Source organism: Paraburkholderia sp. RAU6.4a, assembly GCF_050435625.1.
Taxonomy (GTDB): Bacteria; Pseudomonadota; Gammaproteobacteria; order Burkholderiales; family Burkholderiaceae; genus Paraburkholderia; species Paraburkholderia tuberum.
In genome coordinates this window covers 1,424,389-1,444,625 of sequence record NZ_JBNDKQ010000002.1, presented here as the reverse complement: position 1 = coordinate 1,444,625, position 20,237 = coordinate 1,424,389, and the positions used below count along the sequence as shown (strand labels likewise).

22 protein-coding genes are annotated in these 20,237 nt (G+C 65.4%); 8 read left to right on the top strand and 14 right to left on the bottom strand.

The annotated features are described in order from the left end of the window. Positions 1 to 176: 176 nt before the first annotated feature. Positions 177 to 1,271 carry a PQQ-dependent sugar dehydrogenase gene (locus OKW40_RS11350; RefSeq protein ID WP_429357139.1) on the bottom strand — a complete coding sequence of 365 codons (1,095 nt, stop codon included), beginning with the start codon at positions 1,269 to 1,271 and terminating at the stop codon, positions 177 to 179. Positions 1,272 to 1,532: 261 nt separating this feature from the next. On the opposite strand from OKW40_RS11350, the gene rpsP reads away from it, so the two are divergent. The 6 genes from rpsP to OKW40_RS11320 all read left to right on the top strand — a co-directional run bounded on the left by rpsP (position 1,533) and on the right by OKW40_RS11320 (position 5,921). Continuing rightward, a complete protein-coding gene (gene rpsP / locus OKW40_RS11345; protein WP_013090118.1) occupies positions 1,533 to 1,787 on the top strand; it encodes a 30S ribosomal protein S16 in 255 nt (84 codons plus the stop codon). Between the two features lie 134 nt (positions 1,788 to 1,921). Beyond that, entirely contained in the window at positions 1,922 to 2,656 is a 735-nt protein-coding gene (gene rimM, locus OKW40_RS11340; protein WP_429489739.1) for a ribosome maturation factor RimM, read from the top strand. Between the two features lie 25 nt (positions 2,657 to 2,681). Continuing rightward, positions 2,682 to 3,449 carry a tRNA (guanosine(37)-N1)-methyltransferase TrmD gene (gene trmD / locus OKW40_RS11335; RefSeq protein WP_429489737.1) on the top strand — a complete coding sequence of 256 codons (768 nt, stop codon included), beginning with the start codon at positions 2,682 to 2,684 and terminating at the stop codon, positions 3,447 to 3,449. Between the two features lie 149 nt (positions 3,450 to 3,598). Continuing rightward, entirely contained in the window at positions 3,599 to 3,985 is a 387-nt protein-coding gene (rplS, locus tag OKW40_RS11330) for a 50S ribosomal protein L19 (protein WP_013090115.1), read from the top strand. An 87-nt stretch (positions 3,986 to 4,072) separates the two neighbouring features. Next, complete coding sequence (locus OKW40_RS11325; protein WP_184061363.1) at positions 4,073 to 4,831, top strand: NUDIX hydrolase; 759 nt, start codon at positions 4,073 to 4,075, stop codon at positions 4,829 to 4,831. Positions 4,832 to 4,982: 151 nt separating this feature from the next. Then, complete coding sequence (locus OKW40_RS11320; RefSeq protein ID WP_090801273.1) at positions 4,983 to 5,921, top strand: CobD/CbiB family protein; 939 nt, start codon at positions 4,983 to 4,985, stop codon at positions 5,919 to 5,921. Positions 5,922 to 5,993: 72 nt separating this feature from the next. Here the strand turns inward: OKW40_RS11320 and OKW40_RS11315 are convergent, their stop codons facing one another. Genes OKW40_RS11315 through OKW40_RS11305 form a run of 3 tightly spaced genes read right to left on the bottom strand, consistent with a single transcriptional unit; the run spans position 5,994 to position 8,570 of the window. After that, a complete protein-coding gene (locus OKW40_RS11315) occupies positions 5,994 to 6,314 on the bottom strand; it encodes a DUF2007 domain-containing protein (RefSeq protein ID WP_184006321.1) in 321 nt (106 codons plus the stop codon). Position 6,315: 1 nt separating this feature from the next. After that, entirely contained in the window at positions 6,316 to 7,314 is a 999-nt protein-coding gene (gene rsgA, locus OKW40_RS11310) for a ribosome small subunit-dependent GTPase A (protein ID WP_429489735.1), read from the bottom strand. After that, complete coding sequence (locus tag OKW40_RS11305) at positions 7,311 to 8,570, bottom strand: M48 family metallopeptidase (protein ID WP_090801268.1); 1,260 nt, start codon at positions 8,568 to 8,570, stop codon at positions 7,311 to 7,313. Before OKW40_RS11305 ends, rsgA begins: the two co-directional genes overlap by 4 nt. A 227-nt stretch (positions 8,571 to 8,797) precedes the next feature. On the opposite strand from OKW40_RS11305, the gene orn reads away from it, so the two are divergent. Then, positions 8,798 to 9,409: an oligoribonuclease gene (orn, locus tag OKW40_RS11300; RefSeq protein WP_090801266.1), complete on the top strand. Its 612-nt coding sequence runs from the start codon at positions 8,798 to 8,800 to the stop codon at positions 9,407 to 9,409. A gap of 38 nt (positions 9,410 to 9,447) precedes the next feature. On the opposite strand, the gene mog is transcribed toward orn, so the two are convergent. Continuing rightward, on the bottom strand, positions 9,448 to 10,089 hold the full coding sequence (mog, locus tag OKW40_RS11295) for a molybdopterin adenylyltransferase (protein WP_090801264.1): 642 nt from the start codon (positions 10,087 to 10,089) through the stop codon (positions 9,448 to 9,450). Continuing rightward, positions 10,086 to 10,688, bottom strand: a complete 603-nt coding sequence (gene yjgA, locus OKW40_RS11290) for a ribosome biogenesis factor YjgA (protein WP_429489732.1) — start codon at positions 10,686 to 10,688, stop codon at positions 10,086 to 10,088. The genes mog and yjgA overlap by 4 nt, the downstream gene beginning before the upstream one ends. A 150-nt stretch (positions 10,689 to 10,838) precedes the next feature. Here yjgA and pmbA point away from each other — a divergent pair, with 150 nt between their 5' ends. Next, complete coding sequence (pmbA, locus tag OKW40_RS11285) at positions 10,839 to 12,209, top strand: metalloprotease PmbA (RefSeq protein ID WP_026225964.1); 1,371 nt, start codon at positions 10,839 to 10,841, stop codon at positions 12,207 to 12,209. Between the two features lie 97 nt (positions 12,210 to 12,306). Here pmbA and OKW40_RS11280 read toward each other — a convergent pair whose 3' ends face one another. The 8 genes from OKW40_RS11280 to OKW40_RS11245 all read right to left on the bottom strand — a co-directional run bounded on the left by OKW40_RS11280 (position 12,307) and on the right by OKW40_RS11245 (position 20,187). Beyond that, the gene (locus OKW40_RS11280) at positions 12,307 to 12,807 is read right to left on the bottom strand and encodes a dihydrofolate reductase (protein WP_184061487.1); all 501 of its coding nucleotides are present in this window, start codon (positions 12,805 to 12,807) and stop codon (positions 12,307 to 12,309) included. Between the two features lie 71 nt (positions 12,808 to 12,878). Next, on the bottom strand, positions 12,879 to 14,348 hold the full coding sequence (locus OKW40_RS11275) for a sigma 54-interacting transcriptional regulator (protein WP_429489730.1): 1,470 nt from the start codon (positions 14,346 to 14,348) through the stop codon (positions 12,879 to 12,881). A gap of 24 nt (positions 14,349 to 14,372) precedes the next feature. Beyond that, complete coding sequence (locus OKW40_RS11270) at positions 14,373 to 15,824, bottom strand: hypothetical protein (protein ID WP_429489729.1); 1,452 nt, start codon at positions 15,822 to 15,824, stop codon at positions 14,373 to 14,375. Between the two features lie 93 nt (positions 15,825 to 15,917). Next, positions 15,918 to 16,727, bottom strand: a complete 810-nt coding sequence (locus OKW40_RS11265; protein ID WP_429489728.1) for a peptidase C39 — start codon at positions 16,725 to 16,727, stop codon at positions 15,918 to 15,920. 7 nt (positions 16,728 to 16,734) lie between these two features. Beyond that, positions 16,735 to 17,448 carry a C39 family peptidase gene (locus OKW40_RS11260; RefSeq protein WP_090801251.1) on the bottom strand — a complete coding sequence of 238 codons (714 nt, stop codon included), beginning with the start codon at positions 17,446 to 17,448 and terminating at the stop codon, positions 16,735 to 16,737. 105 nt (positions 17,449 to 17,553) lie between these two features. Next, complete coding sequence (locus OKW40_RS11255; protein ID WP_429489726.1) at positions 17,554 to 18,945, bottom strand: hypothetical protein; 1,392 nt, start codon at positions 18,943 to 18,945, stop codon at positions 17,554 to 17,556. A 25-nt stretch (positions 18,946 to 18,970) separates the two neighbouring features. Then, positions 18,971 to 19,639 (bottom strand): hypothetical protein, encoded by a 669-nt coding sequence (locus OKW40_RS11250; RefSeq protein ID WP_429355936.1) that lies wholly within the window; start codon positions 19,637 to 19,639, stop codon positions 18,971 to 18,973. Next, positions 19,636 to 20,187: a hypothetical protein gene (locus OKW40_RS11245; protein ID WP_184061375.1), complete on the bottom strand. Its 552-nt coding sequence runs from the start codon at positions 20,185 to 20,187 to the stop codon at positions 19,636 to 19,638. Before OKW40_RS11245 ends, OKW40_RS11250 begins: the two co-directional genes overlap by 4 nt. Positions 20,188 to 20,237: the final 50 nt, after the last annotated feature.

Genomic DNA, 20,237 nt, shown 5'->3' with positions numbered 1-20,237 from the left:
AGTGACGGGCGGTCGAAAGGAGCGGCGCGCCGCGGGGGCGCGGACCGACGCGCATTCTACGCCTGCAGCGCGCGGGTGGTCACGTGGAGGACGATCGCCCAGGCTGAAAGCGGGGCGGCGAGATGCGCCGGACCTGGCTCAGGGTGAGTTCAGCCGGGCATGCGTGCATCCGCGCGTTACGGCGCTGAATACGTGATGCGATAGATTGCGCCGGCGGTATCGTCGCTGATCAGTAGCGAACCGTCTGGCAGCGGCAACACGTCGGCGGGGCGGCCCCAGACCGATTCGCCGGGTTGCAGCCAGCCTTCGGCAAAGACCTGCTGGCGTGCGTGGCTGCCGTCAGGGTCGGTGATCACGCGCACGACGCGGTAGCCGACCTTCTTGCTGCGGTTCCACGAGCCGTGCTCGGCGATGAAGATATTGTTGCGGTAGTCGGCTGGAAACATCGGGCCGTCGTAGAAGCGCATGCCAAGCGCCGCCACGTGCGCGCCAAGCTTGACCACTGGCGGCGTGAATTCGCTGCACGGATGATCCTTACCGAACTCGGGGTCGGGCGTGTCGCCGCCGTGACAGTACGGAAAGCCGAAGTTCATGCCGACATGCGGCGCGCGGTTGAGCTTGTCGCTCGGAATATCGTCGCCGAGCAGGTCGCGACCGTTGTCGGTGAACCACAGTTCGTGGGTGACCGGATGCCACGCGAAGCCGACCGAATTGCGGATGCCGCGCGCGACGACCTCGTAGTGGCTGCCGTCCGGGTTCATGCGGCCAATCATCGCAAAGCGGTCCGGATCTCTCTGGCAAATGTTGCACGGCGCGCCTTGCGGCACGTACAGCTTGCCATCCGGGCCGAACGCGATGAATTTCCAGCCGTGATGCGTGTCCGTCGGCAGCTTGTCGGTGACAACGACCGGTTTCGGCGGATCGTTCAGGTGCGAGTCGATCGCATCAAAGCGCACGATTTTCGACACGGCCGACACATACAGCGCGCCGTCGCGCCACGCGACGCCGGCGGGCATCTGCAGCCCGGACGCGATCACGTGGTGACCCGTCACGCGGCCGTTCCGCAGCTCGAGCGCATACACATGGCCATCGTCGCTGCCCACGTAGAGAATGCCCTTGGGCGACAACGTCATCGCGCGCGCGCTCGGCACCTCGTCCGACAACACTTCGATGTGAAAGCCCGGCGGCAGCTTGATTTTCTCGATGGGCAGCGCGGCGATTGCCGTCAACGCCTGCGCGGCGATAACCGCGGCCGCTACCGCACGTAGAATCCGGCTGCACGAGGTGCGCGAAAGTCCAGCAAAGCGTACGAAAAAGGCACAAAAGGCGAACGGAAACGGGAGTTTCGGCTGGCGTTGCACAGGCGCTCCTTCAGGTAATTCGGGCGTTTGAGCGGGTTCTCGCACCTCTTGTAGAAGGTGGGTGCAGCCCGGTTCCGCAGTTTATCCCGGTAAGTGTTTGTTATGGCGTCGGTTTCCCGCTATAATCGCGTGTTTCAGTCGTTCCGAACCCCGGTTTTCAAGGATTCTAGTATGGTCATCATCCGCTTGGCTCGCGGCGGCTCCAAGAAGCGCCCGTTCTACAACATCGTCGCCACCGACTCGCGCAGCCGTCGTGACGGCCGCTTCATCGAGCGCGTCGGTTTCTACAACCCGGTCGCTACGAAGGGCGAGTCCCTGCGTATCGCTCAGGATCGCCTGACGTACTGGCAAGGTGTTGGCGCGCAACTGTCGCCGACCGTCGAACGTCTCGTGAAGGAAGCGCAAAAGGCGCAGCCGGCTGCTTGATATGGCGGCCCGCAGGCGTATCGTCGTCGGTTCGGCCGGCGGCTCGCGCAACTCGCGTGAGCAGTCCGATGCGCAATTTGTTTTACTGAAGCAGACGCCAAAGCAGGCTGCGAAGTTGTTGTCGAGGTTATTCGATGTCTGAGCGTGATTCCGGCAGTTCTGGTAGCGTCAAGGCAGCTTCGCGCGCAAAGGCGTCTGGTCAGGCGTCGTTCGGTGCATTCGTCCGCAAGCCGGTCGAACGAACCGACGGCAAGGCGAAAGAGGCGCAAGCCAATGCCGCGAACGCCGATTTCGAAGCTGCAGAAATGCGCATCGAAACGGCGGCAAGCTGGCCGGCCGATGCGGTCGAACTCGGCGCAATCGTCGACGCCTATGGTCTCAAAGGCTGGGTCAAGGTAGCCGCGCATGCGGATGGCGGGCAAGGCGGCGACGTCTTGCTGAGCGCGGAGCGCTGGTGGCTGCTGAAAGGCCAGGAGCGCAAATCGGCGCCGTCCTTGCAGGCCAAAACACATGGCGACAGCGTGGTCGCCCGTCTGGGTGGCGTCGCTGACCGCGATACGGCGTTGGCTTTGCGCGGTTCCCGCGTATACATCGGCCGTAGCGAATTTCCGGCGCTCGAAGCCGACGAATTCTACTGGGTCGATCTGATCGGCCTGGACGTGGTGAATCTCGCCGGGCTCAACCTCGGCAAAGTCGCCAGCATGATCGACAACGGCGCGCAGTCGGTGCTGCGCATCGAATATCCGGCTACCGACAAAAACGGCAAGCCGGTCGCAGGCGAGCGTTTGATCCCGTTCGTCGGCGTCTTTGTCAAAACGGTGGACCAGGCGGCAAAGCATATCGTCGTCGACTGGGAAGCTGACTATTGAAATCTATCGTTGAGCGGGGAGAGCGATGCAGTTCGATGTCGTGACGCTCTTTCCAGATATGTTCCGCGCGCTGACTGACTGGGGTATCACCAGCCGGGCCGCGAAGCAGCAGCGCTATGGGTTGCGTACGTGGAATCCGCGCGATTTCACGACCGACAACTACCGCACGATCGACGATCGCCCATACGGCGGCGGCCCCGGCATGGTTATGCTGGCCCGGCCGCTCGAAGACGCGATCAGTGCCGCGAAGGCGGCGCAGTCGGAGCAGGGCATCGGCGCGGCGCGCGTCGTGATGATGTCGCCGCAAGGCGCCACACTGAATCACGAGCGCGTGATGAAGTTCGCGGCCGAACCCGGTCTGATCCTGTTGTGCGGGCGCTACGAAGCGATCGACCAGCGTCTGCTGGACCGTGTAGTCGACGAAGAAGTAAGCCTTGGCGACTTCGTGCTGTCGGGCGGCGAGTTGCCCGCGATGGCGTTGATGGATGCGGTCGTGCGTCAGTTGCCTGGCGTGCTGAACGACTCACAGTCGGCGGTGCAGGATAGCTTCGTCGATGTGCTGCTCGATTGTCCGCACTACACGCGTCCCGAGGAATACGAGGGCGTGCGGGTGCCTGATGTGCTGCTCGGCGGCCATCATGCGGAAATCGAAGCGTGGCGGCGGCGCGAAGCATTGCGCAACACGTTGAACAAGCGGCCCGATCTGATCGTGAAGGCCAGAAAGAACAGAATGCTGAGCCGTGCCGACGAGGCGTGGCTCGCGAGTCTCGCGAAGGAAGAGCCGAAGGCCTGAGGCCCCGGTCTTTCGAGCGGACACAAGGCGGTGTCGTGCATGCGTGTGCGGTGCCAGATGTGAACCCATCCTCTATCGGGGCCGTAGCCCAACGCAGTAAGCGCGTGAGGCAGGTACGAACGCCGACAAGATGGATCTAGGAGTCAGTGATGAATCTGATTGCAAAACTCGAGCAGGAAGAAATCGCGCGCGTTCTCGGCGAAAAGACCATTCCGGATTTTGGTCCGGGCGATACGGTCATCGTCAGCGTGAACGTGGTTGAAGGCACGCGTAAGCGTGTGCAGGCTTACGAAGGCGTCGTGATCGCCAAGCGTAACCGTGGTCTGAATTCGTCGTTCATCGTCCGTAAGATTTCGTCGGGCGAAGGCGTCGAGCGTACGTTCCAGACGTATTCGCCGCTGCTGGCTAGCATCGTCGTCAAGCGTCGCGGCGATGTGCGTCGTGCGAAGCTGTACTATCTGCGCGAGCGTTCGGGCAAGTCGGCTCGAATCAAGGAAAAGCTGGTCTCGAAAGACCGCGCTGCTTCCCAAGCGTAAATGCTGTAAGAAAAAGCACCCCTCGCGGGTGCTTTTTTGTTGGCCAGGTCAAAATAGCGGCATGTCCACGCTCATCAGAGAGACCCGTTGATCCGCCCCGTCTTTGAGCCCGAAACTCTGCCTGTCATCGCGACAGGCGCCGATCTGCCACCGGTCGCGCGCGAGCGTCTGACGCCCGATGCACTGCGGGCGCGCTTTGATCGGCAGCTTGCCTGGACACCCGAGAAAATTGCCGATGCGCCGTGGCGCAATACCGACCTCGATCCGCGCGTGGCCGCGGTGCTGGTGCCGCTCGTCGTGCGCGCGCATGGTCTTACCGTGTTGCTCACGCAGCGCGCGGACCATCTGAACGATCACGCCGGTCAGGTGAGTTTTCCCGGCGGCCGCCAGGAACCGTTCGACGCTGATGCGACTGCTACGGCTCTGCGCGAAGCGCGCGAAGAGGTGGGCCTCGACGCGTCGCGCGTCGAAGTTCTCGGCGCGTTGCCCGACTATCTCACTGGCACCGGCTTTCGCGTGTCGCCGGTCGTCGCTCTTGTGCACCCGCCGTTCTCGCTGGAGATCGATACGCTCGAAGTGGCCGAGGTCTTCGAAGTGCCGCTCGCGTTCCTGATGGACCCGTCCAACCACGAAGAGCGCCTGTTCCGCTACGAGGGCGGAGAGCGCCGCTTCTTCGCGATGCCGTATCCGCGCGGCGAATTGACGGCGGCTCCGGAGGCCGCCGAGCAGCGCGGCGCGCACCACGCGCAGACGGTCACGCCAGCAGCGGTGCAAGGCGGCCATCATTTCATCTGGGGCGCGACGGCGGCGATGCTGCGCAACCTGTATCGGTTCCTCGCCGCATAAATTACGTGACTCGCATCGCCGCGTCGACGTTGCACAGTTGCGCGAACGACGCACTTGTCGGCGCTTTGTCAGCATCCGCGTTCAGACTCATCCGACCCTGTGCTATCGTTATAAAACAATCGTAAAAAACTTAAAAAGCACGGCGCATCGCATGACTTTTTTCTCCGTATTGCTGGCTCTGATCATTGAACAGGTACGCGCGCTGTCGCCGAACAATCCGTTGTCCGCGTTGCTTCAATACCATGCGGAGTCGGCGGCGCACGGATTCGATGCTGGCAAGCAACGTCACGGTCTGCTCGCGTGGCTCGTCGTGGTGGTGCCCTGGACGCTCGCGGTCGCGCTCGTCTACTACGTGCTGTATCACATTCACTTCATGCTCGCGTTCCTGTGGAACGTCGTGGTGCTGTACTTCACGCTCGGCTTCCGGCAGTTCAGCCATTACTTCACCGACATCCATCTCGCGTTGAACAACGACGACGTGCCACGCGCGCGCGAAATTCTCAACGAATGGACGGGGCTCGAGACCGTCGACATGCCGGTCAGCGAGATCGTGCGTCACACGCTGATCCACGCGGTGGTCGCGTCGCATCGTCACGTGTTCGGCGTGTTCTTCTGGTTCCTGATTCCGGTCGGTCCCGCTGGCGCGGTGCTGTACCGTTGCGCGGAATATCTCGCGCGCGCATGGGCGCGGCCGGCCGACGACCGCACCGTCGCGTTTTCGAGCTTCGCGCAGCGCGCGTTCTTCGTGATCGACTGGGTGCCGGCGCGGCTGACGTCGCTGGGCTTTGCGATCGTCGGCAATTTCGAGGATGCGATTTACGCGTGGCGCAACCATGCGCGGCAGTGGCCCGATACGAACGACGGCGTGCTGCTCGCCGCGGGCAGCGGGGCGCTCGGCGCGCGCCTGGCCGGGCCACTCGCGGAGCCGTCGAGCCTCGACGCGCTCGCCACCGGCGACGGCGGTCCGATGCAGGTCGGCGACGACTGCACGCCGCGCACGCTGCAATCGGCAGTGGGGCTGGTGTGGCGTGCAGTCGTACTGTGGATGATCCTGCTGTTGATGCTGACCATCGCGGTGTGGCTCGCCTGAAGCGGCGAGACCACGCGCGCAGCACAAGAAGAAGCCGGGCAATGCCCGGCTTCTTCAATTCCCGACTCCGCTTCACCCCTTCAACGGATCGCGCACGGTCCCGCATTGCCAGCACACGGTGAACTGCGCCTCGAGCACCTCGCCGCACTGCTGACATTGCCATGGAGGCGCGCCCGGTGCCGGTCCTCGCGAGGCCGCTTCGATCAGCCGCCGCGCGATCGCCTCATCGCGTTCATCGACGAGCCACAACTCCGGCGCGCACTGGTCGGCCGGAATCTCGCCGAGCGCACCGTTCAGATAGCGGTTGTGCAGCTCGCAAGCGATGCCCGCGGTCTCCAGCACGTTGACCCAATGCTGTCCGATGATCAGGTTCGGCGCGCGCATCAGTTTCATGTCAGCGGACAATCTGGCTCGCCTCGTGCACGAGCTGCGCATAAAGCGCATGCCGTTCGCGGCGGATACGCCCGTCGGCGACGGCTTCGAGGATCGCGCAGCCAGGCTCGTGCAAATGATGGCAGTTATAGAAACGGCAGTTTGGCAGCAGCGGCCGGAACTCGGGGAACGCGCGTTCGAGCCGGCCTTCGCTCAGGTGATGCAGGCCGAATTCCTGAAAGCCCGGCGAGTCGATCAGCGCGCCGGCCGCGCCGTTGACGCCATTCACGCCGGTCGTGCCCTCCGACTGCGGCAGCGGATAAAGACGCGTGAACGTCGTGGTATGGCGCCCGCTGTTCAACGCGGTCGAGATCTCGCGCGTCGCGACTTCGGCATCGGGAATCAGCAGGTTCACGAGTGTCGATTTGCCCATGCCGGACTGGCCGAGCAGCAGCGTCGCGTGACCCTGCAGATGTTCGGTCAGCGTGGCGCGTGCCGCCTCGGGCTGCATGCGGATCGACGCTTCGAGCACCGGATAGCCGAGCGCGCGATACGGCTCGAGCCGCTTGCGCGCGCCGTCCAGAGCATCGGTGACGTCGATCTTGTTCAGCACGATCAGCGGCTTCAATTCGTTCGCCTCGGCGGCGACGAGCGCGCGGCCGAGCAGATCCTCGCTGAAATGCGGCTCGGTGGCGAGCACGATCAGCAACTGGTCGAGGTTCGCGGCGAACAGCTTCGACTTGTACTGATCCGAGCGATACAGCAGATTGCGCCGCTCGCCGATCTCGACGATCACGCCTTGATCCGCCGAGGTCGGCTCATAGATCACGCGATCGCCGACCGCGACCTCGCTGCGCTTGCCGCGTGGGAAACATTGCAGCAACGCGCCGCCGTCTTCAGGAGCGACCAGATAGTGGCGGCCGTGCGCGGCCACCACGAGGCCGCCCGTGCGCATGCCGTACATGCCGGATGCGGTGGCCGACGCGCCGCGCGACGCCTTCTTCGGAGCGCGGCCGCTCATGCGTGCTGCAGCAGTCGGTCGATCCGCTGCGAGGCCGGCGGATGCGAATAGTAGAACGCGGTGTAGATCGGATCGGGCGTCAGCGTCGACGCGTTGTCCTCGTACAGCTTGACGAGCGCGTTGACGAGATCGTGCGCGTCGGTTTGCGTCGCCGCGAACGCGTCGGCTTCGAACTCGTGCTTGCGCGAGCTGAGACTGCCAAGCGGCGTGACGAAGAACATGAACACGGGCAGCGCGAGGAAGAACAGCACGAGCGCGAGTCCGCTATTGCCGCCGACGAGCGACGGCCGCACGCCGAGCCCTTCGTAGAACCACACACATTGCGTCAGCCAGCCGAGCAGCGCGAGCATCGCGAGGCTGATCGCGAACGTCACCAGCATGCGCTTCATCACGTGACGACGCTTGAAGTGGCCGAGCTCGTGCGCGAGCACCGCTTCGATCTCGCGGCCCGACAGGCGCGCGAGCAGCGTGTCGAAAAACACGATGCGCTTGCTCGCGCCGAAGCCGGTGAAGTACGCGTTGCCGTGTGCCGAACGGCGGCTGCCGTCCATCACGAACAGGCCCTTCGCGGCAAAGCCGCAGCGCTTCATCAGCGCCTCGATGCGGGTCACGAGCGCTTCATCCTTCAGTGGCTCGAACTTGTTGAAGAGCGGCGCGATGAAGGTCGGGAAAATCAGCAGGCCGAACATCTGGAACGCGACCCACACGACCCATGCCCACAGCCACCACAGGTTGCCCGCGCGGTTCATCAGCCACAGCACGACGAACAACAACGGCAGGCCGAACGCGATGCCGAGCAGCGCGCCCTTCAGACGGTCGAAAAAGAACAGGCTTTTGCTCATGCGATTGAAGCCGAAGCGTTGCTCGACGACGAACTGCCGGTAGTAATCGAACGGCAGGTCGATCGCGCTCGTGATCGCGATCACAGCGGCAACCAGCGCGATCTGACCGACGTAGCCGCGGCCGAGCCAGTCGGAGATCGCGAGATCGAGCATCTGCACGCCGCCGAGCAGCGTGAGCCAGATCAGCACGGCCGCGCCGACGACGATCTCGACCATCGCGAGCCGCGTGCGCTCGACCGTGTAGTCGGCCGCGCGCTGATGCGCGGTGAGCGCGATGGTGTTCGCGAACTGGCTCGGCACCTGTTCGCGATGCGCGACGACGAAGCGGATCTGCCGCGACGCGAGCCAGAGTTTGGTGCCGACCATCGCGACGACGGCGACGACGAACAGGGCGGTGAAGTACAGGGTAGGCATCCGGGGATTCCGTGGTATCTATGCGAGAATTATATGTTTCTTCCCGCCTCGCGGCGGAGATACGGTTTAAAGCGACGGTTCAACGCACGAGCTCCGGGTAGCAGTTCAGGGCGGCGCTTTGGCGCGGCCGGCCCGGCTCGAACCGCGCCAATCGATTTCAAACGAACACATGCCGCGCCGCGCGGGTTTCCAGCGAAGCCCGCCGCGCGGCCCTCAGGGTTGCCTTCATGACTGACATCCTCGCATCCACCGAACAGCCGCCGCTCGTGCGCAGCGACATGAATCTCGTCTGGCTGGACATGGAAATGACCGGGCTCGAGCCCGACACCGACCGCATCATCGAGATCGCGGTGGTGGTGACGAATTCGACGCTCGACAGGATGGTCGAAGGTCCGGTGCTCGCGATTCATCAGAGCGATGAAACGCTCGCGAAGATGGACGCGTGGAACCAGAACACGCATGGCCGCTCGGGGCTGATCGATCGCGTGAAGGCGTCGACGGTCAGCGAGGCCGACGCGACCGCACAGATCCGCGAGTTCCTCGGCCAGTACGTGCCGCCGGGCAAGTCGCCGATGTGCGGCAACTCGATCTGCCAGGACCGCCGCTTCATGGCGCGCTGGATGCCGGATCTGGAGAGCTTCTTCCACTACCGCAACCTCGACGTGAGTACGCTGAAGGAGCTGTGCCGGCGCTGGCAGCCGGTCATCTACAAGGGCTTCCAGAAGCGCGCGATGCACACGGCGCTGGCCGATATCCACGAGTCGATCGACGAGCTGAAGTACTACCGCGAGCATTTCCTCGTGCCGTCGGCGCCGGACGCCGCCGCGAGCGCTCAGTAAAGCGCGGGCCTGCACGGGCAGGCCCCGAACCTCGAACCTCAGTCTTGCCGCGGCGCGCGTTGCGCGCTTTTCGGCCGGAACGCCTTGACCACGTCGACGTTCGTTTCTACGTAAGGGCCGCCGATCAGGTCGATGCAGTACGGCACCGCCGCGAAAATCCCTGGCACCTTGACCATGCCGTCATCGCGCAGGCCTTCCAGCGTTTCCCTGATGGATTTCGGCTGGCCGGGCAGGTTGATGATCAGCGCGGCGTGTCGTTCGGTTTCGCGGATCACCGCGACCTGGCGCGACAGGATCGCGGTCGGCACGAAATTCAGGCTGATCTGCCGCATCTGCTCGCCGAAGCCGGGCATCTCCCTGGTCGCGACAGCGAGCGTCGCCTCGGGCGTCACGTCGCGGCGCGACGGTCCGGTGCCCCCGGTCGTCAGCACCAGATCGCAGCCCACTTCGTCGACCAGCTCGATCAGCGTCGCCGAGATGGTCGGCGCGTCGTCGGCGATCAGCCGCGTGACCACCTGCCATGGCGAGCTCAAGGCCGCGCCGAGCCACTCCTGCAACGCCGGAATGCCCTTGTCCTCGTACACGCCCGTCGACGCGCGGTCGCTGATCGACACGAGGCCGATCACGATTTCGTCGGGGTGCTGACGTTGCTTACGTCGATCAGGCGTCGCGGTCGTCATCGTCGTCTTCCGCGGCGAGGTTGGGGTTCGTGCGCTTCTTGCGCTTCGTCGTCGGTGCCGGCCGCGCTCTTGATCCACTGGAACAACTCGCGGAAGTAGCGCGGCGGCTTGCTCTGCTCCGCTTCCTTGCGCGCGTTGCGGATCAGCGTGCGGCCCTGCTGCGGGTCGGCGCTCGGGTGCTGGCGGATGAACTCGGTCAGCGCGGCGTCGTCGGCCAGCAGCTTTTCGCGGGTGCGCTCGATCCAATGGAGCTTCGCCGTCTCCGACTTGTTGATGCCCTTGTAGGTGTCGAGCGCGGTGCGCAGCGCGGCGGTTTCGGTGTCGAGCAGCGAGCGCATCACGCGGCCGACGTACTGGATCTGGCGGCGCTTGCCTTCGTGGTCGGTGATGCGGCGCGCTTCGCGCACGGCTTCGTCGAGCTTTTCGGGCATCGGCATGCGCTTGAGCGCGTCTTTCGGCAGCGCGACGAGTTCCAAGCCCAGATCCTGCAACGCCTGCATTTCGCGTTTGACCTGGGACTTGCTCGGACGATCGTAGCCGTTTTCGTCGACTTCCGTGACGACGGATTCGATCGGTTGAATGCGGGTTTTGCGTGTCATGCCGGTATTGTAACTTGCCGCGCCGGCCCGACCCGCGGCGGCGCGTACCTTGCTATGATCGCGGGATGCATTTATCCCGCACCCGCGCGCCTGCCCCGAATACGGTGTGCATACCCAGGGCCGCGCGGCCCCATCAGGACGGCAACCACAATGGCAGCAGACATGGACGTCAAGCAGCGCTTTTTTCCGCATACCCAGGATGAGCTGAAGGAAATCGCCTCGGACATCCTTCGTCACGCGAAGGCGCTCGGCGGCACCGACGCCGCGACCGAAATCTCCGAAGGCGACGGCCTGTCCGTCTCGGTACGGCGCGGCGAAGTCGAGACGATCGAGCACAACCGCGACAAGATGGTCGGCGTGACGGTGTTTATCGGCAACAAACGCGGTAACGCGAGCACCTCGGACTTCTCGCCGCAGGCATTGAAGGACACGGTCGCGGCCGCCTACAACATCGCGCGCTTCACCGCCGAAGACAATTGCGCGGGCCTCGCCGAAGCCGAGCTGCTCGAAACCGCGCCGCGCGACCTCGATCTGTACCACCCGTGGAATCTGTCCGCCGACGAAGCGGTCGAAATCGCGCGCCGCGCCGAAGACGCCGCGTTCGCGACCGATCCGCAGATCAAGAACTCGGAAGGCGCGAGCGTGTCGGCACAGCACTCGCAGTTCGTGCTGGCGACCTCGCGCGGCTTCCTCGCCGGCTATCCGTATTCGCGCCACTACGTCGCGTGCGCGCCGATCGCCGGCAGCGGCCGCAACATGCAGCGCGACGACTGGTACACGTCGACGCGCAGCGCCGACGAACTCGCCGATCCCGAAGCGGTCGGTCGTTACGCGGCGCAGCGCGCGCTCGCGCGCATCGGCGCGCGCGGCCTCGACACGCGCAAGGTGCCGGTGCTGTTCGAGGCGCCGCTCGCGGCGGGCCTGCTCGGCGCATTCGTGCAGGCGACGAGCGGCGGCGCGCTGTATCGCAAGACTTCGTTTCTGGTCGACAGCCTCGGCAAGCCGGTGTTCGCGCCGCACGTGCAGGTGGTCGAAGACCCGCACGTCGCGCGCGCGATGGGCAGCGCGCCGTTCGACGAGGAAGGCGTGCGCACGCGCCAGCGCTCGGTCGTGAAGGACGGCGTCGTCGAGGGCTACTTCCTGTCCACCTACTCGGCGCGCAAGCTCGGCATGAAGACCACCGGCAACGCGGGCGGCTCGCACAACCTGTCGCTGCTCAGTTCGAACACGCGCCCCGAGGACGACTTCGAGGCGATGCTGAAGAAGCTCGGCACGGGTCTGCTGCTGACCGAGCTGATGGGGCAGGGCGTCAATTACGTGACCGGCGACTACTCGCGCGGCGCGTCGGGTTTCTGGGTCGAGAACGGCAAGATCCAGTATCCGGTCGAGGAAATCACGGTCGCGAGCACGCTGCAGGAGATGTTCCGCCATATCGTCGCGATCGGCGCGGATACGATCACGCGCGGCACCAAGCAGACCGGCTCGGTGCTGATCGAGCGGATGACCATCGCGGGGCAGTAAGCCGCACGGCGCGTTCCAACGCAGCCCCGTATCAAACGAAAACGCCACGCAACTGAACGTTGCGTGGCGTTTTTTATCGCTTGCGCGGCGCGCGCCCTCAGACGTCCTTGCGCTGATAAGTGACGAATGCGTAATCGAAGTCGTTGGGCGCATTCGAGTGATGCGCTTCGCGCGCGATTTCTTCCCACACTTGCGGGTCGATCGCGGGGAGGGTCGCGTCGCCGTCGAAGTCGGCGGCGATTTCGGTGACGATCAGCTTGTCCGCATGGCGCAGCCCTTCGTCGTAGAGCTCTGCGCCGCCGATCAGAAACGCCTGCGGCGCCTGGTCCTGCGCGGCGAGCGCGAGCGCTTCGTCGAGATTGGTCGCGGTGTCGCAGCCCTGAAAGCGTCGCGAGGCATCGCGCGTGACGACGATGTTGCGGCGTCCCGGCAGTGGCCGGCCGATCGATTCATGCGTTTTGCGGCCCATGATGATGGGCGCGCCCATCGTCGTGCGCTTGAAGAATTTGAGGTCTTCGGGCAGTCGCCAGGGCAACTGGTTGTCGCGGCCGATCACGCCGTTGCTGGCGCGAGCGACGATCAGGGTGAGCGTCGTCATCGAATGGAAAGAGGAGGGTAACCGGGCGATTCTACCCGAGCCGTCGATCCACACCGACGCGTACCCGCCGCTCACGCCCGCGCCGGCCCGTCCGCGGGGAGCGCTCCCTTGTCGTCGGCGCTGCCCGGTTCGCGCAAGCCGTGCACGCCCATCAGCCGATACAGCGTCACGCGGGAGATGTTCAGATCCACCGCCGCCTCGTTCAACCGGTGCCGATGGCGCAGCAGCGCGGCCTCGATCGCGCGCTTCTCGGCAGCCTCGCGCGCCTGCGTGAGCGTCATGCTTTCCTGCTCGGTGTAGCCCGCGAGGTCGAGGTCGTCGGCCGAGATCAGCTTGTTCTCGGCCATCACGATCGCGCGGCGCACGCGGTTGATCAGCTCGCGCACGTTGCCGGGCCAGTTGTAGTTGTAGAGCGCCTCGATCGCCGACGGCGTGAAGCCGCGAATCTTGCGCGCGTTGTCGGTCTTGAACTTGTGCAGCATGTGGTACGCGAGAATCTCGATGTCCCGCCCCCGCGCGCGCAGCGGCGGCTCATCGACGCGCAGCACGCACAGGCGATGAAACAGATCCGCACGGAACTGGCCCTCGCGCATCGCGCCGTCGAGATCGACGTGGGTCGCCGAGATGATGCGCACGTCGACCGGAATCGATTCGCGTCCGCCGAGCCGCTCGATCTTGCCTTCCTGCAGAAAGCGCAGCAGGCTCGCCTGGCTTTCGAGCGGCAGATCGCCGATCTCGTCGAGAAACAGCGTGCCGCCGTCTGCCGCCTCGACGCGGCCGATCTTGCGCTGATTCGCGCCGGTAAAGGCGCCGCGCTCGTAGCCGAACAGTTCGGATTGAAGAAGATGAGGCGGGATCGCGCCGCAGTTGATCGGCGTGAAAGGCGCCTTGCGGCGCGGCGAGCGCTCGTGGATCGCGAGCGCGGTCAGCTCCTTGCCAGTGCCCGATTCGCCCGCGATGAACACGCTCGCGTCGGTGTTCGCGACCTTGCGGATCGTGCGAAAAAGCTGATGCATCGCCTCGCAGGTGCCGACCATTTCCTCGTCGCCCGCTTCGCTGACGGGCGGCGGGAGTTCCGGGTCGCACAGCGCGACCATGCCGAACGCGTGGCCGGCCAGATAGTCGATCGTGGCGTGCGCGACGGGCAGCTTCACGAAGTCGAAGCAGTAGTGGCGCACGAGGCGTCGCACGAGCGGATCGTCGAGCCGCTCGTTGGTCGCCAGCGCGATCCAGCCGATCTGCTGCTGACGCAGGCTCGCCTCGAGCCCGCCGATGTCGCGCGGCGCGAAGCTCGCCAGATCGACGATCCCCGCGCATGCGATGTCAGGTTTCACGAGCCGCCCGAGTTCGTGCGCCGAGCGCGCCGCCGCGACCTGCCAGCCGCGGCTTTTCAGATGCGCGATCAGCGTTTCGTCGGGCGTGCGCGCGACGTACAGCAGCTGTCGCGCGACGGCGGCGCGCTGCTTCGGCACCGCGAGCGACAGATGCGATCCCGCTGCCGCGACGGAAGCCACACTGGTCAGATGAGGTGATTCACGCACGTTCGACCTCGTATCGTTGGCACGTCAGAAGGTGTACGGAAAGCGCATGCCGACCACGAAGTTCGGCGCGTCGGGTGTGAGTCCGATCGATACCGAGCCGTTGATGGTCAGATGCTTGTTCACGACGTGGTTCAGGCCAAAATTCATCGCCGCGGCCGTGGTTTCGCTGCCCGGCACCTTCTGATAGCTGCCGCCCGGCGACTTGGTCTGCGACGCGGGTTCGAGCGCCATCGTGAACGACACGCTGGCCGAATCCTTGTCGGAGAACGCGAGCGCGACGCCTCCGCCGAACTGCACGATGTCGCCGAGCTTGACCGTCGCCGGTTCGGTTTGTCCCTGCACCGACGAGATGTCCGCGAACGAACGCGCAAGGTTGTAGGTATAGGAAACGCTGCCGAACAGCACGACCGGGTCGTAGGTCTTCAGCACCGACAGACCCGCCGTGATGTTCCAGAAGCCGGTGCCGGTCGGCAGTCTGGTCGGCGCGACGAGGTTGGTGTTGTCCGCGTCGACCTGCACGACTTTTTCGCCGAACGGCGAGCTGCCGGTCGGCGCCTTCACGCGCAGACTGCCGACCACGTCCGGCAAGGCATTGGTTTCCCTGACGAACTGGTAGTAGATGCCGAAGTTCACGTCGCCGATGTCGTGACTCGACACCGTCGCGTCCGACAGCGTGCTCGCCGCGCCGCCCGCGCCGCCGACGATGAAGGTGCTGCGCCGATACACGTACGGCACGTCGACGTCGACATTGATGCGGTCGGACACGCCGTAGCGCGTGTCTAGGTCCGCCATCACCTGGTGCGACTTGGTCTGGCCGAGGTTGATGTTGCCGAGGAAAATCGCGTCGAGCGCGAGGAAGCCCGACAACTGCAACTGGCGACGGTCGTAGTAGGTGTCGCTGATGCCGAAGTCCATCGTCAGCTTGTGGTCGAAGAGCGGCGCATGCTCGCGTTGCACGACCGCCTGCTCGGCCTGCGTGCGCACCGGTTCGTTCGCGCGCTGGGTCCGGCCGACCGCGCCGCTGCCGTCGGTGGCGGCGGGCAGGCCGCCGGCGCTGGCGTTGCCTGCATTGCTGCCGTCCGGCGTCGGCGGATTGACCGGCACGCCGGTCGCGGTGCCGGTGGTGCCCGCCGGCGCGGGCGCGCCGGGCGCGATCTGCGCGAGCGGCGGCAGCGGCACCGGCAGGCCGTCGGCGCCGGGCTGCTCGGCCACCGTGTCGCTGCCCGCGGGGGCGCCGGCGCCCGGCACGCCGCGTCCGCGCTGCGCCATCTCGAGTTCGGTGACCTGCCGTTCGAGCGAATGGATCTGCCGCTGCTGCTCGTCGACGACGCGCATCAGCGTGTTCAGACGGTCCTCCACGGATTGACCGGCGAGCGCCTGCGCGCTCGCCGACTGAGAAAGAGCCCACAGCATGACGGCGGCCGGAATGGCCGCGAGAGCCATGCGCGGTGCCCTGGTCGATGACACTTTTTTCATTTTTGCTCCCCCGGTGGTCCGGCCGCGCGGTGCCGACTGCGCGGCCGTTTCTTTACTGCTTTTGCTGCAACTGGCGGGCGGCGGCCCGCTTCGTCATCTCCTGTTTTGCAGTGCCTGCAGTACGCCTAACTGACGAAGCATCGAAGCCGACATCTGCTGGGTTTGCAGATGCAGTTGCAGGGTGTTGGCGACTTGCTGGTTATTGCCTGCAATCTGCAGCAACTGGGCGATCTGCCCGTTGCTCGGTGCGATGGTCTGGGTGGCGAGCCCAGCGGGTGTCTGCAGCGCCACGTTCACGCCGTTGCTGCCGAACGAAATGCCGGCTTTCACGGAGCCGGTCGAATTGCTGGCCGATGCCGACGGCGCGTTGGCGGAGCCCGTCAGCGTCACGGCGCTGTTGTTGAAGTCGATTAGCGCGGTGTTGGTGCCGCTGTTTCGATCGCCCGCGACCTGGGTGACCTGCGACACGCCATTGACGCCGACGCTCTGGCCGCCGCGCGCCTGGGCATTCGGGTTGGCGCCCGAATCGCCTGGTTGGCCGTGCGCGCCGCCGCTCACGCTGGCGAACGTGCTGACGGAGCTCGTGAGCTGGCCGCCGCCGTTCTGCACCGCGCTCAGCGATCCCTGGGCGAGCGCGCTCGCGCCGTTGGGCAACTGCCATTGCGAAATGACGTTCAGCACGAAGCCGGAGATCATCGTCGCGCCGGCGTATTTGCCGGTCTGGGTCGCGAGCACGTCGTCGCCGACGAGTTGCACCCGCAGGGGCGCGGCGCCTGGCTCTGGCGGTATCGAAAGTTCGGGAGCCGGTGGCGAGGCGGCGCCCTCCGAAGCGTGGGCAAGGCCGCCTGCGCCGCAGGCGATGGTGCAGAGCACGAACCCAAGCTGTGTGAAGTGTGACTTCATGGCGGGATCAGAACATGTCTGCCTTGTTCAAGCCGTACTCGAAAAAGGGAGTCGCGGCGGTGCCGGCTGCCAGCGCAGCGGCGCGCAGCTTCAGCGCGAGCGACTCGTTGTCCTGCAACAGTGGTGAATCCTCCCTGAAGGGTTTGCCGAGGACCGCGAACACGAGACCGTTCCAGGTCTTCGCGAAGTCCTCTTCGAGCACGATGCGATTGCCGAGCGCCGGGTCCGCGATGAACACGCGGCCGTCCTGCGCATGCTTGACGATCACGAAATGCTCGTAGCCGTCGATGTTCATCAGGACCATCACGGGGATCTGAAGATGGTGGAGCGCTTCGACGTTGACGCGAAAGCCGCGGCCGCGCAGTCCGATGGTCTCGACGAAGTGCTTCATGTCGAGCATCGAGAAGCCGTTCTTGACGACGACTTCGGGGGTTGAAAAGACCATCATCCGGCGAATCAGTTCGGTTTCCGGAATATCGATGCCGTAGCCGTACTTGAGGAGGGTGGCGAGCGCCGCGGCGCCGCAGCTGTAATCGAATTGCTGATTGACGATGTGGTTGTAGCGCAGGTCCTTCATCGAACGGACCGTCTTCGTCAATGGCACGCCGACGAACGTGGACGTGTCGATGCTCGACTGTGCGGCGGCGTGATCCGCGCACAGCACGCACCCTGCCAGCGCTACGGCGAACGGTAGCGCCGGGAACCCCTTGAACCCGGTCATGCTGGTCTCCTGCCCGATCCGCGCCGGCAGCTTCGATGGCTGCCGGCGCGCCCCTCCGACTGCTTTGTGCTTCTTCTGCTTGCCCGCGCTCGCCGCGTCGTCGGCTTACTTGCCGCTGTTCAGCGCCGCGATGGCGAGGCCGTTGTGCTGCAAGTTGCCCGCGCCGCCGGCGATGTTCACGCCGATGTTTCCGGAGGCGCCTTTCAGCGTATCGGCACCCAGACTCGCGGTGCCCTGGAATTGCCCGTGGACGGTCATCGTCGCGGATTGCGAGTTGTCGTCCGTCGCATCCATCGCGGTGGTCAGCGCCTTGCCCGGCGAGGTCGTCGTCACGGCGCCGGCAAGCGCGTTGTCCTGCGCGTTGCCGATACCGGAAGCGATGTTCACGCCGACGTTGCCCGTCACACCCGACAGCGACCCGTTGCCGACCGACGCGTTCAGATTGAAGTTGTGGATCGTTGCGCTGCCGCCCGAGGACTGCACGTTGAAGGCCTGCGCGTTGCCGAACACGTTGCCGACGTCGACCGAGGCGAGCGACACGTCGTTGCTCTGCGCGTTGTCGATGCCTTCCGCGATGTTGATGCCGAGGTTGCCCGACACGTTGCTGGCTGCGTTGGTGCCGGTGGTTGCATTCAGCGTGGCGGCAGCTTCGTTGTTGATGTGCTGCGTGATCGAGCCGCGCGTCGTCACGTCGGTCGTCGACATGCCTGCGTCGATGCCCCAGGCGGCGCCATACGAGTCGCTCGACGACGAGCGGCTGCGCGAGTAGCCCGACGATTGCTCGCCGACCATCGCATAGCCGGAGCCTTCGCTCGCCCTGAAGCCCCATGAACGGCTTTGCCCGGACGCTTCGCTCGCTTCGAAGCCGCCGGCGACGCCCGACGAGTTCGCGTAGCTCGATTCGCGATAACCGGCCTGCAGGCCGCCGCGGGCGCTGAACGAGCCGCTGCCGTGCGAGAACGTGTTGTGGTCCTGATAGCTGTAGCTGCCGCCGATCGAGCCGCCGGCCGACAGATGGCCGCCCGAGTTCTGACTTGTGTGCGAGAAGCTGCCCGCAATGCCGGCTGCCTGCTGGCTGGTTTCATAGCCGCCGCTCGTCACGCTCGCGCTCTGGCTGCCGTACGCATAGCCGCCGGAGGCTTCGAAGCCCTGCGAGCCCGAGCTCGACGACGTATGGTTTTGCGTCGTGAACGCGAATGCCGAGCCGCCGCCCCTGACCGACGTTGTGCTGTTGTTCAGGGTCGTGGTCACGTTGCCGCTGGTGTAGGTCTGCGCCTGCGGATCGAGCGTCGCATTCACGTTGACGGTCTGATTGTTGTTGATCACCGCGTTAGCCGTGCTGGAGACATGCACGCAGCCAAACAGTCCGACCAGACCTTCGACGCCGACCATCTCGCCGACGACCGTCGTATTGAACAGGTAGGCCTTCTGCGGCGCGGCAAGCACGCTGCCGGACGCGGCAACGAGAACGGCCGTGGCAATAAGAGTGCGCTTCATGATTCGCTCCGATACTTAAGTGTGGTCAGTTAAAAAAAGTGCCCGCCGGGGGACGGAGCACAAAACTGTTTGCCGTGGCATTACCGGCGCCGGCTGCCTGGTTGACCTGCACGATTCCGTTCGCGTTGCGCAAGGCATCGCTGGAAATGCTTGCCTCGCGCACGCCGTGAATCGCGTTCGACTGCCCCGGACTGCCGTTTTTCGGGGCCGTCGCGGATAGCTCCCCATCCGAGACGGTCTCGACTCCGAGCGCCGCAGTCCCGATCTGGGTGCTGTTGCGCTGCAGATTCCCTGCTCCGGCCGACTGGTTCACCAGCACCGCGCCGGATGTGTTCGAAAACGCATTGGCTTCGATCGACGCCTGCGCGCGCGGCACGTTCGCGGCCACCGACGCGCTTTGCACGCTCGCGTTCGCGTTGCCGACCGCGGCGCCGTTCGTCACCGTGATCTGGTTGGCCTGCGCGTTGTCGAGGCCAGCCGTTTCGTTGACCGTGAGCGCGCCCGTCGCGCCCATGCCCGCGCCGGTGCCGATCGTCGCGATGGCGCCGACGATGGGCACCGCTTGCGCCTGCGCGTGAGCCGCGCCGGCGACGAACGCAGCGACGCCCATGCACAGGCACGCGCAGACGCGCAGGGCCGGGCGTGCCGCAGCGATTTGCCGCGAGCGCAGCGAGGGGCGCAGGCGTGTGCTCATTTCAGACCTCCGAGCGCGCCGCCGAGGACGTTCGATAGCGGCGCGAGCGCGCCCGTCACCGACGAGCTGATCGTGCCGCCGACGCCCGTCGCCGGTCCGCCGATGCCGCCCGAGTTCAGCGGGATCGTGTTGCCGGTCGCCTTGCCGGAGAGGATCTGCGTGACGGCCTGCATGCCGGTGCCGCCGAGTACGCCGCCGGCGGCGACGCCGTTCGAGCCGTGCGCGTTCGTCAGATCGGTGTCGCCGACGAGCGTCGCGATCGTCGGATCGAACGAGTTGGCCGGGAACGTGGTGGCGCGCACGGCGACCGGGTCCTGGTCGCGCGGCACGGGGACGAACGCGTCGCGCGGCGTGACGCTGCGCTCGACGACGAGGTCGCCCGGATTGGCAACCTGCTCGGCATAGGCATGGCTCGTGAAGCAGACGGTGACGAGGACGCTGGCGAGAAGGGCGGTGCCGGCCGAGGCGGCGCGCGGCAAGACGGGAGCGTTGCTGAACGACGCCGCCGGCAGCCCGAGGGCGTGCGGCGTCTGTTGGTTCGTACTCATGTCCCGGTCCCTTCTCTCTTGTTGCCTGTGTCCCGCCGTCGTGGGGCGCG

What these genes read in the sequence shown, in the direction of transcription:
- rpsP (WP_013090118.1), top strand. Translation starts at nt 1,533, where the DNA reads ATGGTCATCATCCGCTTGGCTCGCGGCGGCTCCAAGAAGCGCCCGTTC.
- rimM (WP_429489739.1), top strand. Translation starts at nt 1,922, where the DNA reads ATGTCTGAGCGTGATTCCGGCAGTTCTGGTAGCGTCAAGGCAGCTTCG.
- trmD (WP_429489737.1), top strand. Translation starts at nt 2,682, where the DNA reads ATGCAGTTCGATGTCGTGACGCTCTTTCCAGATATGTTCCGCGCGCTG.
- rplS (WP_013090115.1), top strand. Translation starts at nt 3,599, where the DNA reads ATGAATCTGATTGCAAAACTCGAGCAGGAAGAAATCGCGCGCGTTCTC.
- OKW40_RS11320 (WP_090801273.1), top strand. Translation starts at nt 4,983, where the DNA reads ATGACTTTTTTCTCCGTATTGCTGGCTCTGATCATTGAACAGGTACGC.
- OKW40_RS11315 (WP_184006321.1), bottom strand. Translation starts at nt 6,314, where the DNA reads ATGAAACTGATGCGCGCGCCGAACCTGATCATCGGACAGCATTGGGTC.
- rsgA (WP_429489735.1), bottom strand. Translation starts at nt 7,314, where the DNA reads ATGAGCGGCCGCGCTCCGAAGAAGGCGTCGCGCGGCGCGTCGGCCACC.
- OKW40_RS11305 (WP_090801268.1), bottom strand. Translation starts at nt 8,570, where the DNA reads ATGCCTACCCTGTACTTCACCGCCCTGTTCGTCGTCGCCGTCGTCGCG.
- orn (WP_090801266.1), top strand. Translation starts at nt 8,798, where the DNA reads ATGACTGACATCCTCGCATCCACCGAACAGCCGCCGCTCGTGCGCAGC.
- mog (WP_090801264.1), bottom strand. Translation starts at nt 10,089, where the DNA reads ATGACGACCGCGACGCCTGATCGACGTAAGCAACGTCAGCACCCCGAC.
- yjgA (WP_429489732.1), bottom strand. Translation starts at nt 10,688, where the DNA reads ATGACACGCAAAACCCGCATTCAACCGATCGAATCCGTCGTCACGGAA.
- pmbA (WP_026225964.1), top strand. Translation starts at nt 10,839, where the DNA reads ATGGCAGCAGACATGGACGTCAAGCAGCGCTTTTTTCCGCATACCCAG.
- OKW40_RS11280 (WP_184061487.1), bottom strand. Translation starts at nt 12,807, where the DNA reads ATGACGACGCTCACCCTGATCGTCGCTCGCGCCAGCAACGGCGTGATC.
- OKW40_RS11270 (WP_429489729.1), bottom strand. Translation starts at nt 15,824, where the DNA reads ATGAAAAAAGTGTCATCGACCAGGGCACCGCGCATGGCTCTCGCGGCC.
- OKW40_RS11265 (WP_429489728.1), bottom strand. Translation starts at nt 16,727, where the DNA reads ATGAAGTCACACTTCACACAGCTTGGGTTCGTGCTCTGCACCATCGCC.
- OKW40_RS11260 (WP_090801251.1), bottom strand. Translation starts at nt 17,448, where the DNA reads ATGACCGGGTTCAAGGGGTTCCCGGCGCTACCGTTCGCCGTAGCGCTG.
- OKW40_RS11255 (WP_429489726.1), bottom strand. Translation starts at nt 18,945, where the DNA reads ATGAAGCGCACTCTTATTGCCACGGCCGTTCTCGTTGCCGCGTCCGGC.
- OKW40_RS11250 (WP_429355936.1), bottom strand. Translation starts at nt 19,639, where the DNA reads ATGAGCACACGCCTGCGCCCCTCGCTGCGCTCGCGGCAAATCGCTGCG.
- OKW40_RS11245 (WP_184061375.1), bottom strand. Translation starts at nt 20,187, where the DNA reads ATGAGTACGAACCAACAGACGCCGCACGCCCTCGGGCTGCCGGCGGCG.